15 protein-coding genes are annotated in these 14,966 nt (G+C 65.3%); 8 read left to right on the top strand and 7 right to left on the bottom strand.

Annotated features, from left to right (window positions below):
* Position 1 precedes the first annotated feature (1 nt).
* Positions 2-274, bottom strand: a complete 273-nt coding sequence (locus IEX41_RS09180) for a hypothetical protein (protein WP_188789940.1) — start codon at positions 272-274, stop codon at positions 2-4.
* 134 nt (positions 275-408) lie between these two features.
* On the opposite strand from IEX41_RS09180, the gene era reads away from it, so the two are divergent.
* Positions 409-1,314 carry a GTPase Era gene (gene era, locus IEX41_RS09175; protein WP_188789939.1) on the top strand — a complete coding sequence of 302 codons (906 nt, stop codon included), beginning with the start codon at positions 409-411 and terminating at the stop codon, positions 1,312-1,314.
* A gap of 4 nt (positions 1,315-1,318) precedes the next feature.
* Positions 1,319-1,648 (top strand): DUF1491 family protein, encoded by a 330-nt coding sequence (locus tag IEX41_RS09170; protein ID WP_188789938.1) that lies wholly within the window; start codon positions 1,319-1,321, stop codon positions 1,646-1,648.
* Between the two features lie 102 nt (positions 1,649-1,750).
* Here the strand turns inward: IEX41_RS09170 and IEX41_RS09165 are convergent, their stop codons facing one another.
* Both IEX41_RS09165 and IEX41_RS09160 read right to left on the bottom strand, forming a co-directional pair.
* Complete coding sequence (locus IEX41_RS09165; RefSeq protein WP_188789937.1) at positions 1,751-2,350, bottom strand: Pr6Pr family membrane protein; 600 nt, start codon at positions 2,348-2,350, stop codon at positions 1,751-1,753.
* Between the two features lie 61 nt (positions 2,351-2,411).
* Positions 2,412-3,047 carry a Pr6Pr family membrane protein gene (locus IEX41_RS09160; protein ID WP_188789936.1) on the bottom strand — a complete coding sequence of 212 codons (636 nt, stop codon included), beginning with the start codon at positions 3,045-3,047 and terminating at the stop codon, positions 2,412-2,414.
* 958 nt (positions 3,048-4,005) lie between these two features.
* Here IEX41_RS09160 and recO point away from each other — a divergent pair.
* From recO to IEX41_RS09135, 5 genes are all read left to right on the top strand, one after another.
* Positions 4,006-4,758 carry a DNA repair protein RecO gene (gene recO / locus IEX41_RS09155; protein ID WP_188789935.1) on the top strand — a complete coding sequence of 251 codons (753 nt, stop codon included), beginning with the start codon at positions 4,006-4,008 and terminating at the stop codon, positions 4,756-4,758.
* Between the two features lie 118 nt (positions 4,759-4,876).
* Positions 4,877-5,539, top strand: a complete 663-nt coding sequence (gene pgsA / locus IEX41_RS09150) for a CDP-diacylglycerol--glycerol-3-phosphate 3-phosphatidyltransferase (protein ID WP_188789934.1) — start codon at positions 4,877-4,879, stop codon at positions 5,537-5,539.
* Positions 5,539-5,787, top strand: a complete 249-nt coding sequence (gene moaD, locus IEX41_RS09145; RefSeq protein ID WP_188789933.1) for a molybdopterin converting factor subunit 1 — start codon at positions 5,539-5,541, stop codon at positions 5,785-5,787. Before pgsA ends, moaD begins: the two co-directional genes overlap by 1 nt.
* Positions 5,788-5,792: 5 nt before the next feature.
* Positions 5,793-6,239 carry a molybdenum cofactor biosynthesis protein MoaE gene (locus IEX41_RS09140; protein WP_188789932.1) on the top strand — a complete coding sequence of 149 codons (447 nt, stop codon included), beginning with the start codon at positions 5,793-5,795 and terminating at the stop codon, positions 6,237-6,239.
* A gap of 91 nt (positions 6,240-6,330) precedes the next feature.
* On the top strand, positions 6,331-7,101 hold the full coding sequence (locus IEX41_RS09135) for an FCD domain-containing protein (RefSeq protein WP_188789931.1): 771 nt from the start codon (positions 6,331-6,333) through the stop codon (positions 7,099-7,101).
* 346 nt (positions 7,102-7,447) lie between these two features.
* Here the strand turns inward: IEX41_RS09135 and IEX41_RS09130 are convergent, their stop codons facing one another.
* The 4 genes from IEX41_RS09130 to IEX41_RS09115 all read right to left on the bottom strand — a co-directional run bounded on the left by IEX41_RS09130 (position 7,448) and on the right by IEX41_RS09115 (position 12,469).
* A complete protein-coding gene (locus tag IEX41_RS09130) occupies positions 7,448-9,988 on the bottom strand; it encodes an outer membrane protein assembly factor BamB family protein (protein ID WP_188789930.1) in 2,541 nt (846 codons plus the stop codon).
* 115 nt (positions 9,989-10,103) lie between these two features.
* Entirely contained in the window at positions 10,104-10,508 is a 405-nt protein-coding gene (locus tag IEX41_RS09125; protein ID WP_188789929.1) for a glucose dehydrogenase, read from the bottom strand.
* Between the two features lie 247 nt (positions 10,509-10,755).
* On the bottom strand, positions 10,756-12,093 hold the full coding sequence (gene amtB / locus IEX41_RS09120) for an ammonium transporter AmtB (protein WP_188789928.1): 1,338 nt from the start codon (positions 12,091-12,093) through the stop codon (positions 10,756-10,758).
* A 37-nt stretch (positions 12,094-12,130) separates the two neighbouring features.
* On the bottom strand, positions 12,131-12,469 hold the full coding sequence (locus tag IEX41_RS09115) for a P-II family nitrogen regulator (protein ID WP_188789927.1): 339 nt from the start codon (positions 12,467-12,469) through the stop codon (positions 12,131-12,133).
* 258 nt (positions 12,470-12,727) lie between these two features.
* Here IEX41_RS09115 and IEX41_RS09110 point away from each other — a divergent pair, with 258 nt between their 5' ends.
* Positions 12,728-14,923, top strand: coding sequence for a transglycosylase domain-containing protein (locus tag IEX41_RS09110; RefSeq protein ID WP_188789926.1), 2,196 nt, complete (start codon positions 12,728-12,730; stop codon positions 14,921-14,923).
* Positions 14,924-14,966 lie beyond the last annotated feature (43 nt).

The following is a 14,966-nucleotide window of genomic DNA, read 5'->3' as shown; positions in this document are numbered from 1 at the left end:
CTCAGCGCAGCTCGCAGGTGACGCTGATGGTGCCATAGCGCCCACCAGACCCCGAGGTTTCCTCTGCCAGCGTGATGGCGGCGCCGTTCTTGCCGCGCCAGTCCTCGGCCCGCTGCTTGCAGTCGGACAACGGGAGGCCCGCCTCCGCGCCCTTGAGCGGCTGCTCCTTGTAGCTGCCATCCCCCTGAAGCACGTGGATCACCGGCACATAGAGCGACTGGGCGCTGGCAGCGGTGGCAGCAAGGGTGAAGAGGGCAGCGAGAAGCGGTTTCATGGCGGGACCCGGCGGGCTGAGGTTGCGAAGAGACGAATATAGTCGCCTCGACACCGATCTCCAAGCGTCGCTCTATGGCGCTTGGGTCAATTAATCGCTATGTGTCTGCGGATCACATCGTAACGGACAGCCCAATGACCACTCGCGCCGGATTCGTCGCCCTCATCGGAGAGCCCAACGCGGGCAAATCCACCCTCACCAACCGCATGGTGGGGGCGAAGGTGTCGATCGTCACCCACAAGGTGCAGACCACCCGCACCCGCATTCGCGGCGTGGCGATGGAAGGCGACAGCCAGCTTGTCTTCGTCGACACGCCGGGCCTCTTCAAACCGCGCCGCCGGCTTGACCGCGCCATGGTCGCCGCTGCCTGGGGCGGGGCGTCGGATGCCGACATCATCGTGCTGCTGATTGAGGCGCACCGGGGCGTGACCGAAGGCGTGGAAAGCATCCTCGAAGGTCTTGCCGATCTGCCGAAAGGTCGCCGCGTCGCGCTGGCCATCAACAAGATCGACCGGGTCGAGGCCCCTGCCCTTCTGGCGCTGACCAAGGATCTCAACGACCGCTACGACTTTGCCCAGACCTTCCTGATCTCGGCCGAGCGTGGCCACGGGGTCGAGGATCTGCGCAAGTGGCTGGCGGGTGAAGTCCCCGAAAGCCCGTGGCTCTACCCCGAGGACCAGATCGCCGACCTGCCCATGCGCATGATCGCCGCCGAGATGACCCGCGAAAAGCTGACCCTGCGCCTGCATCAGGAACTGCCCTACCAGCTGACCGTGGAAACCGAACACTGGCAGGAACGAGACGACGGCTCCGCCCGCATCGACCAGGTGGTTTACGTGGTGCGCGACGGCCACAAGGGCATCGTGCTGGGCCACAAGGGCGAGACGGTCAAGGCCATCGGCCAGGCCGCCCGCGCCGAGCTCGAGGAATTCCTCGGCCGCCGGGTGCACCTGTTCCTGCAGGTGAAGGTGCGCGAGAACTGGCTTGAAGAGGCCGAGCGCTATTCCGAGATGGGCCTCGATTTCAAGGACGGCAACTGACTGTATGGCGCGCCTGACGACGCGGTTCTGGGTCGATGCCTATCTTGCGCGGCTGGGCTTTGCCAATATCCCCGCCTACGTGGTCGCCCACGGCGACGATCACGCGGGCGCGGTGCTTGTGAAGCTTGCCACGCTCGATGGCCGTGCAGTGGCCTTCACCCGCGGCTTCGACCTCATGTCCGGCGAGCGCAAATGGACCGAGTTGGCCTCGGGTGACGAACGCGAGGTCGATGCGTCTGTCGCCAAACAGCGCAGCTTCGATCCGGATCTGTGGGTGATCGAGGTCGAGGACCGCGCTGGCCGCCACCTGCTAGACGAGGACGGGCTGGCCTGAGGCAGGCTCAGAACCGACCGGAGATCAGGGTGCTGTGGGCGTCTGCCCCGCCCTTCGCAGGATCGCAGGATCGCAGGATCGCAGGATCGCAGACAGGCGCGACTAGCTCCGGATCAGCCGTGCTATCCCCACCTGCACCCCGCCCGCCGCCACGAAGGCGGCGCAGAGGATCGCGAACCAGCGTGCCACCCCGTCCCAGCCGACGCTGGCGGGATCGGTGAAGAAGTAGGGATACACCCCGTCCACCTGCCCCCGTGCAATGGCGTAAAGGAAATAGGCCAGCGGCCATAGCATCCACACCAGGGCCGTGCCGAAATGCAGCCCGTGCTTGGGTGCGCACTTTATCCAGAACAGCACAGTGAGAAGCGGCACCGCCGTATGCAGCCCCTGGTTCGCCCAGGCCTCCAGCCCCTTCGGCGATTGCGCCAGCAACGCCCAGTACACACCCCCCACGATGCCGATCCACAGCGTCAGCCCGCCCAGCCACGCCGGCGAGAGCATCCTGTCGGTCAGCGTCATGACGGCAAAGCTCAGCGCCACCAGCAGGTTGGTCAGGAGGGTGAAATAGCGCGCCAGATCCCACGCGGTGCCAAGCGGCGCGAACGCGAGGCTTTCCTGTTCTGTCGCGATGAACTGGGCCACAAGGGACGCCCATGCGACGCAGGCAATCAGGACGGAAAACAAACGGGCACGCTTTGACATGGGCGCATGTGTTGCCCATGTCGCGGGTTTCGGCAAGCGCCAGTGTGCGCCGCTTGCGCGTTCAACCGGCCTCGGGGCCTGCAGGATCATCGCGTTTCATGGACGGGGCCGACCTGCCAAGACGTTGCGCCAGCAGCACCACGCCAAGCCCAGCCAGCCAGAACCCGACACCAAGCCCCATCGACCAGAGCGCCACACCGTCCCAGCCTAGCCGCCCGGGATCGACGAAGAAATACGGGTGACGGCCGTCCATCGTGCCACGCACCAGCACGTAGGCGACATAGACCAGCGGCCAGCTCAACCACAGCACCGCGTGGCGCGGGCCAAGGCCGTGCTTGGGCGCGAAGGCCAGCCACCACAGCACCACCGCCACGGGCACCGCGCTATGCTGGCCAAGATCGGTCCACCAGCGCAGCCCCGACAGATCGCGCGACAGCAGCGCGTGGTAGACCACTCCGACGATGACGATCCATAGGGTGAGCCCGGCGCTCCACCACGCCGAGGGTCGCCATCCCAGCGCGATGCGCAGAAAGGTCAGCGCCACCAGCACGTTGGTAAGGTTGGTGAAGTACCGCGCCATGCGCCATGCCTCGTCCAGCAGGGGCCGGCGGCTCAGCCCGAGCCACAGCTGCACACCGACCGAGGTGGCGGCAAGCAGGGCGACGAGCAGGGCGATGAGACGGGGAGTCGGAGACATGGTGACTTTCAACGGACGGATGAACGGATGAACGGATGAACGGATGAACGGATGAACGGATGAACGGATGAAGTTTTGGGCCGGGCCGGCGGAACGCAATGGGCGAATTGGGCCGTTTGAGGCCCATGTGGGCCGCTCTGGTCAATCGGATCGGCTGAGGACCGACCGGGCGAAAGCTCTTTGATAAAGAAGGCCCCAAACCGCGCCGAAAAATGGGCAACCCGGCTTGGGCACAGCTCGAAGCATTCTGTGCAGGGGGCTGGAGTTGAAGCCATCGGACGGCATGAGGCAGATGGCAAGATAGGGGCGAGCGGCTAGCCCGGCCCGGCTACATCAGGCGAACGACCAAGGGCCGAACCTATGGCGTGCAAAGTCAGGTCAGGTCAGGTCAGGTCAGGTCAGGTCAGGTCAGGTCAGGTCAGGTCAGGTCAGGTCAGGTCAGGTCAGGTCAGGTCAGGTCAGGTCAGGTCAGGTCAGGTCAGGTCAGGTCAGGTCAGGTCAGGTCAGGTCAGGTCAGGTCAGGTCAGGTCAGGTCAGGTCAGGTCAGGTCAGGTCAGGTCAGGTCAGGTCAGGTCAGGTCAGGTCAGGTCAGGTCAGGTCAGGTCAGGTCAGGTCAGGTCAGGTCAGGTCAGGTCAGGTCAGGTCAGGTCAGGTCAGGTCAGGTCAGGTCAGGTCAGGTCAGGTCAGGTCAGGTCAGGTCAGGTCAGGTCAGGTCAGGTCAGGTCAGGTCAGGTCAGGTCAGGTCAGGTCAGGTCAGGTCAGGTCAGGTCAGGTCAGGTCAGGTCAGGTCAGGTCAGGTCAGGTCAGGTCAGGTCAGGTCAGGTCAGGTCAGGTCAGGTCAGGGAGATCTTGACGCCCTCCCCCGTCCGGTCAATCCACCGGGGACTGACGGCACTTCACAAGCCGGAGAGGGCAGCACCCGCTTGCCCTTGCCGCCGGAAATCACGACATTGCCCACATGGACTGGCGCGACACCGGCATTCTTCTGTCTTCCCGCAGGCATGGCGAAAGCTCGGCCATCCTGGAGGTATTCACCCCCGAGCATGGCCGTCATCTCGGGGTGCTGCGTGGCGGGGCATCGCGAAAAATCGCGCCCAGCCTGCAGCCAGGGGCGCAGCTTGACCTCGCGTGGCGGGCGCGGCTCGAGGATCACATGGGCGCCTTCACCGTGGAGCCGCAGCGTTCGCGGGCGGCCATCGCCATGGCGGACCGGTTGTCGCTGGCCGGGCTCAACGCGGTGGTGGCGCTGCTGGCCTTCTGCCTGCCCGAGCGCGAGGCGCATCCCGCGCTTTACACCCGCACCGAACAGCTGCTGGACCTGCTGGCCGAGCCCGACCTCTGGCCGCTGGCCTACCTGCGCTGGGAAATGGCACTTCTGGACGAGATGGGCTTCGGGCTCGACCTGTCAGCCTGCGCGGTGAGCGGGGGGAACGACCACCTGGCCTATGTCTCGCCGCGCACCGGGCGGGCGGTGTCCGCTTCGGCTGCCGGGGACTGGGCGCCAAGGCTGCTGCCCCTGCCCCCGGTGCTTCTGGGCGAAGGCCCGGCCACGGATGCCGACATCCTCACCGCGCTTGGCACCACCGGGCATTTCATGGAGCAGCGGCTTGCCTACGCCCTGCGGGACCGCCCCCTGCCCGCCGCGCGGGGGCTTTTCATGGACCGGCTGGCCCGGGCGGCCCGGGGCGCGGCATCGCCGTCGTCCCGCTAGACCTCCCCGCCCCCGAAGCTTGTGCGTCTGGCTCACAACAGGGCCTGTGGCGGGCCGTATTAACAACCTTTAACACTGTCCCTTTCCTCCTATGGGAAAGAGCGCTAACTATCCCTTCATGCGCTGGACCCTGCCTAACACCCTCACCGCCCTTCGCCTGCTCGCCGCTCCCGGCTTGGCGGTGATGTTCCTCTATTTCTCACGCCCGCTGGCCGACTGGTTCGCGCTGGTGCTGTTCATCAGCGCCGCCGTCACCGACTGGTTCGACGGCTACATCGCCCGCACCTGGGCGCTGGAATCGCGGCTTGGGGCAATGCTTGATCCCATTGCGGATAAGGCGATGGTGGTGATCGCCCTCATGGTGATCGTGGGCTATTCGTCCATGTCGCCGTGGCTGGTGCTGCCTGCGACCTTCATCCTCTTCCGCGAGGTGTTCGTAAGCGGCCTGCGGGAATTCCTCGGAGACGTGGCGGGCACGCTCAAGGTGACCAAGCTGGCCAAGTGGAAGACCACCTTCCAGATGGTGGCCATCGCCGTTCTTTTCGCCCAAGGCATGTTCGAGCATTACCTTGCCGTAAGCATCGACGGGATGTCGGCCGCTCAGGTCAGCGCCATCCTGTCCGGTGACGCACCTGACACCCATGGGCTGATCTGGAAGGATCAGGGCATGATCTGGGCCGGACATGTGGGCCTCACCCTGCTGTGGATCGCCGCGAGCCTGACCCTGATCACCGGATGGGATTACTTCGCCAAGGCGATGCCTCACCTGAAGGACGGATGATGCTGGACGTTCTCTACTTTGCTTGGGTGCGTGAACGCATCGGCCTGCCGAAAGAGCGTATCGAGACCTCGGCCACCACCGTCGCCGAGCTGGTCGAGGAACTGCGCGCCCGCGAGGAACGCTACGAGGTTGCTTTTGCCGACCTGTCATCCCTGCGCGTCGCCGTGGATCAGGAGCTGACCGAGTTCGACGCCCCCCTGTCGGGCGCGCGCGAGGTGGCCTTCTTCCCGCCGATGACCGGAGGCTGAGGCCCATGGGCTTGCGCATTCTCGTTCAGCAGGAGCCCTTTGATTTCGGTGCCGAATGCGACGGCTTTGCCGCCGGGCGCCACGATCTGGGGGCAGTGGTGACCTTTGCGGGGACCGTGCGCGACCTTGGTGGCGATCTGCGCGGCATGGAGATTGAGCATTACCCCGGCATGACCGAAAAGGCGCTTGAAGCGATCGCCCGCGAGGCGGAAGGTCGCTGGGATCTGGGCGAGGTTCTGGTTATCCACCGCCATGGACCGCTGGCCCCCGGCGAGCGCATCATGATGGTCGCCACCGCCTCGCCACATCGCAAGGATGCTTTCGAGGCCGCCGAGTTCCTGATGGACTACCTCAAGTCCCGCGCGCCCTTCTGGAAGAAGGAAACCGCGAAGGATGGCGCGGCATGGGTTGCTGCAAAGAATGAGGACGAGGATGCGCTGAAGCGCTGGTAAGCCTTTTTGCCACCTTGTCCGCCCTTGTCTGACCCCGGTTGCGGTCATATGATCTGACCAATTCCACAATTCCAGCCAGCTGGGAAGCCTCATGCCCTTTCGCCCCGTGTCATCGGAAAAGCTAAGCCACGCGGTGGTGCGCCAGATCGAGGAGCTGATTCTGCGCGGCATCCTGCGCCCGGGCGAACGCCTGCCCGCCGAGCGCGAGCTGTCCGAGCGGCTGGGCGTGTCCCGCCCCAGCCTGCGCGAAGCGGTGGCCGACCTGCAGGAGCGCGACCTGCTGGTATCGCGCGCCGGCGCGGGGATCTTTGTCACCGAGGCGCTGGGCTCGGCGTTTTCCGACACGCTGGTGCAGCTTTTCGCGCGCCATGACGAGGCGATCTTCGATTACCTGGATTTCCGCCGCGACATGGAGGGCATCGCCGCCCAGCGCGCCGCGATCAACGGCACCGAGACCGACCTTCGCGTTATCGACGAGCTGTTCCGCCAGATGGAGGCCGCCCACCAGAAGCGCAATCCGGCGGACGAGGCGCATCTGGACGCGGATTTTCACCTCGCCATCGTCGAGGCCAGCCACAACGTCATGATGCTTCACATGATGCGGTCCATGTACCAGCTGCTGCGCGAGGGGGTGTTCTACAACCGGCAGGTCATGTTCAAGCAGCGCACCACGCGCGAGGCCCTGCTGGACCAGCACCGCGCCATCAACGCCGCGCTTCAGGCTCGCGATCCCGCGGCAGCCCATGCGGCGGTGGACCGGCACCTTGCCTATGTCGAGGAAGCGCTGGCTGCCGACCGACGGGCGGAGCGGGACGAGGACATCGCGCGGCAACGGCTTGAGCGGATCGTCTCCCGGGGGTAACTGCGTCAGCTTGGCAGGGATGGCCGCGCGCCCCGCATTGCCACTGACCACGATGGATTGTTGGCAACGCCGATTGCAGACCGTCTTCGAATATCGATGACCGACATCGGACAAGGTTCAAAAGACGGCAGGGGCGCTGCCCCCTCTTTGCTTCGCCGCTTGCGGCCACCGCTCCGTCATGAGCAAAACCGCCCCCCGGACGGCTTACGGGACGCCCACTCATCGTTTTGGCGTATTTCCAATGAGACGACGCGTGGGGTGCTCCGGGCAACCCCTGACACGCTCAGGACGCCGCGAGAGGATCGCGGCGTCCTGAAGTGTTTACGCATGCTTGCGTGCCCTGAGGTCAGTTGCCCGAAGGCAACTTGTAGGCAATCACCGCATCCCCCACGGGGGTGTGCATGAAGTGGTGCCCGCCCGGACCGATGAGCACGTATTGCTCGCCGTCCACCTCGTAGGCGATGGGGTTGGCCTGTCCGCCCTGATCCATGACGTCGGACCACAGCGTTTCCCCGGTTTCCGTGTCGATTGCACGGAACAGGTTGTCCGTGGCCGCCCCGATGAAGGTCAGGCCGCCTGCGGTGACCACCGAGCCGCCGTTATTGGGCGTGCCGATCTTGACCGGAAGGAACGACGGAATGCCGAACGGGCCGTTGCGGCGGGCGGTGCCGATCGGGGTATCCCAGACCTGCTCGCCGGTTTCGAGATCTACAGCCGTGATGCCGCCGTAGGGCGGGCTGGTGCAGGGCATGCCCGTCAGCTCGGACTGCCAGCCGGCGTTCACCTGGATCGCATAGGGCGAGCCTGCCTGCGGATCGCCCGCGCCCTCAGCCCCGCCGGAGCCTTCGTTGCCGGTCTCGTTGATCGGCTTCCATCCCTGGGCATCGGCGGTCTCGCGCGGGACAAGCCGGTTGTAGTTGGGCACGTCGTTGTAGTTCATGATCATGAGGTTGCGCTCGGGATCGATAGCAACCGAGCCCCAGTCATTGCCGCCGTTGTAGCCCGGGTACTGGATGTACCAGTCCGTGGAAGGCGGCGTCAGGTAGCCCTGATATTCAGCCATCTGGAAGCGGATCCGGCAGTAGAGCTGGTCGATGGGGGTAAAGCCCCACATGTCCTTCTCGGTCAGCTCGGGCTTGCGGATGTCGAACCAGTCGGAGACCGGCTGGCTGTCGGCCACGAAATCGGGTTCGATGTCGCCTTGCGGAAGGTCGGTGACTTCGCCCACCGGGGTCAACGGTTCGCCGGTTTCGCGGTTGAGGATGTAGACGTCCCCCTGCTTAGACGCGAGCAGCACCGCCGGCTGGCCTTGGTATTCGAGCAGGCTGGCCTGACTGCCAAGGTCATAGTCCCAGACGTCGTTGCGCACGGTCTGGAACTTCCACTGCTCTTCGCCGGTCGTCGCATCAAGCGCCACGAGAGAGGTAGCGTATTCGTTCTCCACCTCCGAGCGGTTGGAGCCATAATAGTCCACCGACGAGTTGCCCAAGGGCAGATAGACGAGGCCGAGCTCTTCGTCGCCGGTGGCGGTGGTCCACATGTTGGGGGTGCCGCGGGTGTAGGTCTCGCCCTCGGGCGGGCCATTGCGCATTTCCTCGGGCGCGGCAAGATCCCAGGCCCAGACCATGTCGCCGCTGCGCGCATCATAGCCACGGATCACGCCGGAGGGCGCGTCCTCGGCCTGGCCATCCTTGACCTGCGCGCCGGTCACCACGACGCCGCGCACGATGGCGGGGGGCGCGGTCACCGCGTACCAGCCGGGAACCTTGTCGCCGATGCCCTCCCACAGGTCGACGTTGCCGTTCTCGCCAAAATCGGCGCAGGGCTCGCCGGTCTGCGTGTCCACTGCGATCAGGCGGGCGTCGATGGTGGCCTCGATGACGCGGGTGGCGCAGGCTTCGCCCTCGGCGGCGGCGGGGTCGGTCCAGACTGACACGCCACGGCAGGAGGCACCGTAGGGGATGGCCTCGGGGGGCACGTCGGGATCGTAGCGCCAGTTCTCTTCACCGGTCGCCGCATCGATGGAGATGAGGATGTTCATCGCCGTGCACATCAGCAGATCGTCACCGACCTTGAGCGGGGTGTTCTCGGGGGAATACTTGCCCTCCGTCGGGCCCTCGGGGAGGTCTTTGGTGTGGTAGACCCAAGCCCGCTCGAGGTTGCCCACATTTTCGGGGGTGATCTGGTCCAGCGGGGAATAGCGCTGCGCCTGTTCGCTGCCGCCCCAGAAGGGCCAGTCCCTGCCTACGTCAGGCATCTGCGCTGCGGCGTAGGGCGCGGCGTCGGGGCCGGTGTCTTCGGCCGCGCCGTCCGCCATGGCATCCGGTTCGTCTTCGCCGGTGGCGCCGGCTGTGTCCTCGGTCTCGGCGGCGGTGTCGCCGTCCGCACCGGACCCTGCGCCCTCGTCCTCAGGTTGCTCTGCCGTGTCGGTCGATGGCTCCGCGGAAGGGGCGGTTTCGGTGCCTGCCTCCTCGGCGGTGCCTTCGTCAGAGGCCGTGCCCGTTTCGGGCTCTGCATCGGTGTTGGTCGTTCCGTCCTCGGGCGTGTCCGCTTCGGAGGCTGCGTCCTGCCCGGTCGGGGCGGCGGTGTCTTCGGTGCCTTCGGCGTCCGAAGCGGTGTCAGGCTCGTCATCCTCGATCTGGGGGGTCTCGACCTCGGGGACCGGCAGTTCCGGGTCTTCGGTCCCGGTTGCCTCGGCCTCCGGAGCTTGGGCTTCGGGGCTTTCGGTCTCAGGCGCTTCGGTTTCAGGCGTCTCTTCGGGCGCTTCGGCGGAGGGGGGCGTGTCGGTGCCGCTGTCCTGCGCCAGAAGCGGCGATGCGGCGAAGGGAGCTGTCGCCAGCGCCGCACCGAGCGCGAGGGCGCTTAGGCTGCTATGGGGTATCTTCATGGTTCCTCCTTGGCCGCGGAACGGTTCGACACGGCCGGATTGGCATATCGTCAGGCATCTGCGGGACGCCCTGCGGCACGCGCCCCAGAGCGGGGCGTGCCGATCGGCAGCGTGGTCAGTGGACCGGCGCGCGGTGCACCCGGCGGATGCTGGGCAGACACAGCAGGATCAGCACGAGGATCACCGTGGGGGCGACCATGCGCGGCACTTGCGCCCACCAGTCGGCACCGACCTCCCACCAGGCCCAAGCCAATGTGCCGCCCCAGATCGCCAAATAGATCCAAAACGCCGCCATGTTGGCATGGTTGAGCAGGATGCCCGTGGCAATGAGCCCCGCGCCCGCGATGCCGTAATACCAGCTTCCGCCCAGCACGATCAGCCAGACGCCGCCGACGAAGATCACCAGCCCGAACAGGACACAGACCCAGCCAAGCAACAGGACACCCCAGCCGGGGCGCGTGCGGACGGGTTCACCCGCGGCGTCGACTGCGCCCCGGGTGTCATAGGTTGTGGTGGCCATGAAGACCTCCTCTGTCATCAGTGTGGTGAGGGGCTGCGCGCTCTTCGGGCACTCTCGCTCCCCGAGAACAAAATCCATCGACACACCGGAAGGTTCCCGCCGATCACAGAAAATTTTTAGCGAAGGGATCTTGATACCGCCCAAGGCCTACACGGACCCATCCAAGGGCCCTACCCCCTGCAACGAAAAAGCCCGGGCGCGAACGCCCGGGCCGTCAGCCCGCAAAGGGCCTTTTCAGATCAGAGCCTCAGCTCTTGGAGAACTCGGGGTAGGCTTCCATGCCAAGCTCGCCCATGTCGAGACCGGTGATCTCTTCCTCTTCGGTCACACGGATGCCCATGACCAGCTTTAGGATGAACCACACGACAGCCGAGGTGACGATGGTGAAGATGCCGACCACGACAATGCCGTAAAGCTGGGTCGCGAAGGAGGCGTCCGCGTTGGTGAAGACCACCGCGATGGTGCCCCAGATGCCGCACACGAGGTGGACCGGGATCGCGCCGACAACGTCATCGATCTTGAGCTTGTCGAACATCGGGACCGCGAAGACCACGATGATGCCGCCGATGGCACCGATGATGGTGGCCGCGCCGAGGCTCGGGGTCAGGGGCTCTGCGGTGATCGACACGAGGCCGGCCAGCGCGCCGTTCAGCACCATGGTGAGGTCGGGCTTCTTGTACATGACCTGGGTCATGATAAGCGCTGCGATGGCGCCGCCCGCTGCCGCGGTGTTGGTGTTGGCGAAGATGCGGGACACGTCGGCCACGTCACCCACGGTGCCCATTGCCAGCTGCGATGCACCGTTGAAGCCGAACCAGCCGAGCCACAGGATGAACGTGCCAAGCGTGGCGAGGGTCAGGTTGGAGCCGGGGATCGGCACGGTCTTGCCGTCGCGATACTTGCCGATACGCGGGCCAAGGATCAACGCACCGGTGAGAGCCGCCCAGCCACCAACGCTGTGCACCACGGTCGAGCCTGCGAAGTCGAGGAAGCCAGCCGCGTCGAGGAAGCCGCCACCCCATTTCCAGGACGCCTGGAGCGGGTAGATGATCGAGGTGAGGACGATCACGAAGATCAGGAAGGGCCACAGCTTGATGCGCTCGGCGAGGGTGCCGGAGACGATCGAGGCGGTGGTGGCGCAGAACATCAGCTGGAAGAAGAAGTCGGAGCCGGTCGAGGCATAGGAGTAGTCATCCGCGCCATCGGCGGCAACGCCCACGACTTCAAGAACGGCGGGGCCCCAGACGCCCGAGATCACGCCATCGGTGGCCCAGGTGCCCAGCGGGTACATCAGGTTGTAGCCGATCAGGTAGTAGAAGATCGCCGCCAGCGAGAACAGTGCGACGTTCTTCATGCACTGCATGGCGACGTTCTTGGAACGCACGAGGCCCGCTTCGAGCATGGCAAAGCCCGCGGCCATCCACATCACCAGGAAACCACCGATGAGGAAGAGCAGCGAGTTGAAGATGAAGACCGTATCGGTCGAGGCGTTGACGCCGGCGGTCGGGCCTTCGTCCTGTGCCAAGCCCAGGGACGGCAGCGCGATCAGCGCCGCAGCCGGGGCAAGTGTCTTGAGAAGTTTCATTGTCTGATGTCCCTTGTATCCTGCGATCCGATCCGGATCAGATGGCGTCCGCGTCGGTTTCGCCGGTCCGAACGCGTACCGCCTGCGCCACGTCCAGAACGAAGATCTTGCCGTCACCGATCTTGCCGGTCTGCGCCGTCTTGGTGATGGTCTCGACGACCTGCTCTGCCATCGAGGATGCGACCACGATCTCGAGCTTGATCTTCGGAACGAAATTCACTGCGTATTCGGCGCCGCGGTAGATTTCGGTGTGTCCAGATTGCGAGCCGAAGCCCTTGATTTCCGTCACCATCATGCCGCGCACGCCGATTGCGGTGAGCGCTTCGCGCACCTCCTCGAGCTTGAACGGCTTGATCGTCGCAATGATCAGTTTCACCTTGGTCCCTTTCGGTTTCGCAGAGCCACGCCTGCAATGTGCAGGGGCAGAAAGCCGCCACTGGGCGCTCTTTTAAAGGGCAACGGGGTTGCAATCCCAAACCCACGGCACATCGATGTTCAAAAAATGGGCCTGAAAGCCAAATAAGCACAATTTTTATGCTCATTAAAAAGTCATAACTGCGGCGGTTTCACGGTCAACATCCCTGCTCTATGGCTGTATCCTCAAGGGAACTCGAAAAAGACCGGGCAGGGCGAAATGAGTGATTCAGGCCGAGGCAAGCGCCGCCTCGTGGCAGAGAGCCGCTACAGCAAGCAAGGCGATCAGAAGCCCAGCAAAACCAGGGCCAAGGCACCGCCGAAAACGCGCGGCAAGGCTGCGGCGTCAAGGCGGCGGCGCAACCCTATCGCAGGGTTCATCCTTGGCATCTTCGGCTGGCTCTTTGGCCTGGTCTGGAAGATCACATGGCGGGTGACGACCGTCCTTCTGCTGCTTCTGGCGGCAGGTGTCGGTTACTACTACGCCAAGCTGCCCGATTATCAGACGCTTCTGGACGGACGGTCGCGCGGGTCGGTCACGCTGATGGACCGCAACAACCAGATCTTCGCCTGGCGCGGCGATCAGTTCGGCGGTGTCGTGACCGCCGATAGCGTCAGCCCGCACCTGCGCAACGCCGTCATCGCCACCGAGGACCGGCGGTTCTATTCCCACTTCGGCGTGTCGCCACGCGGCGTCGCCTCGGCGATCCGCATCAACCTGTCCGAGGGGCGCGGCCCGCTGTCGGGCCACGGCGGGTCGACCATCACGCAGCAGACCGCCAAGCTGCTCTGCCTTGGCGAAACTTTTGATCCCGAGGTCTGGGAAACCGAGGCAGCCTACGTCAACGACTGCCGCCAGTCGTCGCTGGTGCGCAAGGGGCGCGAAGCCCTCTACGCCATGGCGATGGAGCTGAAGTATTCCAAGGACGACATCCTGTCGATCTACCTCAATCGCGCCTACATGGGCGGCGGGGCCTATGGTGCCGAGGCCGCCTCGCAGCGCTACTTCAGCAAGCACGCAGGTGAGCTGCGCCCGCAGGAGGCGGCCGTCCTTGCCGGCCTTCTGACCGCGCCTTCGTCGCTCTCGCCCACCAACGATCTCGAGCGGTCACAGCGCCGGGCGGCCACCGTGCTGCGGCTGATGCGCGAACAGGGCTACCTTAGCGCCGCCGAGGAGCAGCAGGCCCAGAACAACCCCGCCACTCTGTCGGAACAGGCGGAACGGCGGCTTGGCGGCTATTTCGCCGACTGGATCATGTCCGAAGGCCCCGAGTTCTTTACCCGCGACACCACCGAGGATGTGGTGATCAGCACCACGCTTGATCCCAAGCTGCAGCGCGCCGCCGAAGAAGCGATGAACAAGGTCTACTCGGAAAAGGTGACCAAGCCCGGATCGGTGGTGCAGGCGGCCATCGTGGTGATGTCGGCGGATGGCGCCGTGCGCGCCATGGTCGGCGGCAAGAAGACCGGCGTGTCGGGCGTGTTCAACCGCGCCACGCAGGCGAAGCGCCAGACTGGCTCGTCCTTCAAGCCCTTCATCTACGCCACCGCGCTCGACCTCGGGGCGTCGCCCTATGACACCGTGGTGGACGAGCCGTTCTGCATGAACATCCCCGGCTCGGGCCGCTGGTGCCCCGAGAACTACACCCGCAACTACAAGGGCACCGTGACCCTGACGCAGGCGCTGGCGCAGTCGCTGAACATCCCTGCGGTGAAGGTGTCGGAAACCGTGGGCCGCGATCTCGTGGCGCAGGTGGCCACCTCCTTCGGCATCCAGTCCGAGGTCAACAGCTCTCCGGCCATGGCGCTTGGCACGTCCGAAGCGACGCTGGTCGAGATGACAGGCGCCTATGCCGGCATCCTCAATGGCGGCTCGGCGGTGATCCCCTACGGCCTGCGCGAGCTGCGCCTCAAGGGCGAGGACGAGGTGCTCATGGGGTCCGGCGGCGGCATCCGGGACCGGGTGATCCAACCCGACGCGGCAGGTCAACTGGTGTGGATGATGGAGCAGGTGATCCAGCAGGGCACCGGCGGGCGCGCCAAGCTGCCCGACGGCCGCCCCGCCGCAGGCAAGACAGGCACCTCGAACGATGCGCGCGATGCGTGGTTCATCGGTTTCACCGGCGACTATGTCACCGGCGTGTGGATGGGCAACGACGACAACTCGCCCCTGTCCGGCGTCACCGGAGGCGGCCTGCCCGCCGACATCTGGCGCGAGACGATGATCCGGGTGAACGACGGTCTGCCGGTCAAGGCGCTGCCCTCGATCCCGCCAAAGCAGCCCGAGCCGCAGGTGGTCGAGCAGCAGCCCGCACCGCAGCCGCAACCCCAGCCGCAGCCCCAGCGCCAGCCCGAGCGCCAGCAGCGCGACAACTTCATCCAGCAGGTGCTGCGCGATCTGCTTGGCGGCGGCTGAACATCTTTGACCTCTTCGGTACGAGGGGGCCGTCCTGCGGGGC

Origin of the sequence: Salipiger pallidus, assembly GCF_014643635.1 — a bacterium.
GTDB classification, from domain to species: Bacteria; Pseudomonadota; Alphaproteobacteria; order Rhodobacterales; family Rhodobacteraceae; genus Salipiger; species Salipiger pallidus.
This window is presented reverse-complemented; position numbering and strand designations above follow the sequence as displayed.

What these genes read in the sequence shown, in the direction of transcription:
- IEX41_RS09180 (WP_188789940.1), bottom strand. Translation starts at nt 274, where the DNA reads ATGAAACCGCTTCTCGCTGCCCTCTTCACCCTTGCTGCCACCGCTGCC.
- era (WP_188789939.1), top strand. Translation starts at nt 409, where the DNA reads ATGACCACTCGCGCCGGATTCGTCGCCCTCATCGGAGAGCCCAACGCG.
- IEX41_RS09170 (WP_188789938.1), top strand. Translation starts at nt 1,319, where the DNA reads ATGGCGCGCCTGACGACGCGGTTCTGGGTCGATGCCTATCTTGCGCGG.
- IEX41_RS09165 (WP_188789937.1), bottom strand. Translation starts at nt 2,350, where the DNA reads ATGTCAAAGCGTGCCCGTTTGTTTTCCGTCCTGATTGCCTGCGTCGCA.
- IEX41_RS09160 (WP_188789936.1), bottom strand. Translation starts at nt 3,047, where the DNA reads ATGTCTCCGACTCCCCGTCTCATCGCCCTGCTCGTCGCCCTGCTTGCC.
- recO (WP_188789935.1), top strand. Translation starts at nt 4,006, where the DNA reads ATGGACTGGCGCGACACCGGCATTCTTCTGTCTTCCCGCAGGCATGGC.
- pgsA (WP_188789934.1), top strand. Translation starts at nt 4,877, where the DNA reads ATGCGCTGGACCCTGCCTAACACCCTCACCGCCCTTCGCCTGCTCGCC.
- moaD (WP_188789933.1), top strand. Translation starts at nt 5,539, where the DNA reads ATGCTGGACGTTCTCTACTTTGCTTGGGTGCGTGAACGCATCGGCCTG.
- IEX41_RS09140 (WP_188789932.1), top strand. Translation starts at nt 5,793, where the DNA reads ATGGGCTTGCGCATTCTCGTTCAGCAGGAGCCCTTTGATTTCGGTGCC.
- IEX41_RS09135 (WP_188789931.1), top strand. Translation starts at nt 6,331, where the DNA reads ATGCCCTTTCGCCCCGTGTCATCGGAAAAGCTAAGCCACGCGGTGGTG.
- IEX41_RS09130 (WP_188789930.1), bottom strand. Translation starts at nt 9,988, where the DNA reads ATGAAGATACCCCATAGCAGCCTAAGCGCCCTCGCGCTCGGTGCGGCG.
- IEX41_RS09125 (WP_188789929.1), bottom strand. Translation starts at nt 10,508, where the DNA reads ATGGCCACCACAACCTATGACACCCGGGGCGCAGTCGACGCCGCGGGT.
- amtB (WP_188789928.1), bottom strand. Translation starts at nt 12,093, where the DNA reads ATGAAACTTCTCAAGACACTTGCCCCGGCTGCGGCGCTGATCGCGCTG.
- IEX41_RS09110 (WP_188789926.1), top strand. Translation starts at nt 12,728, where the DNA reads ATGAGTGATTCAGGCCGAGGCAAGCGCCGCCTCGTGGCAGAGAGCCGC.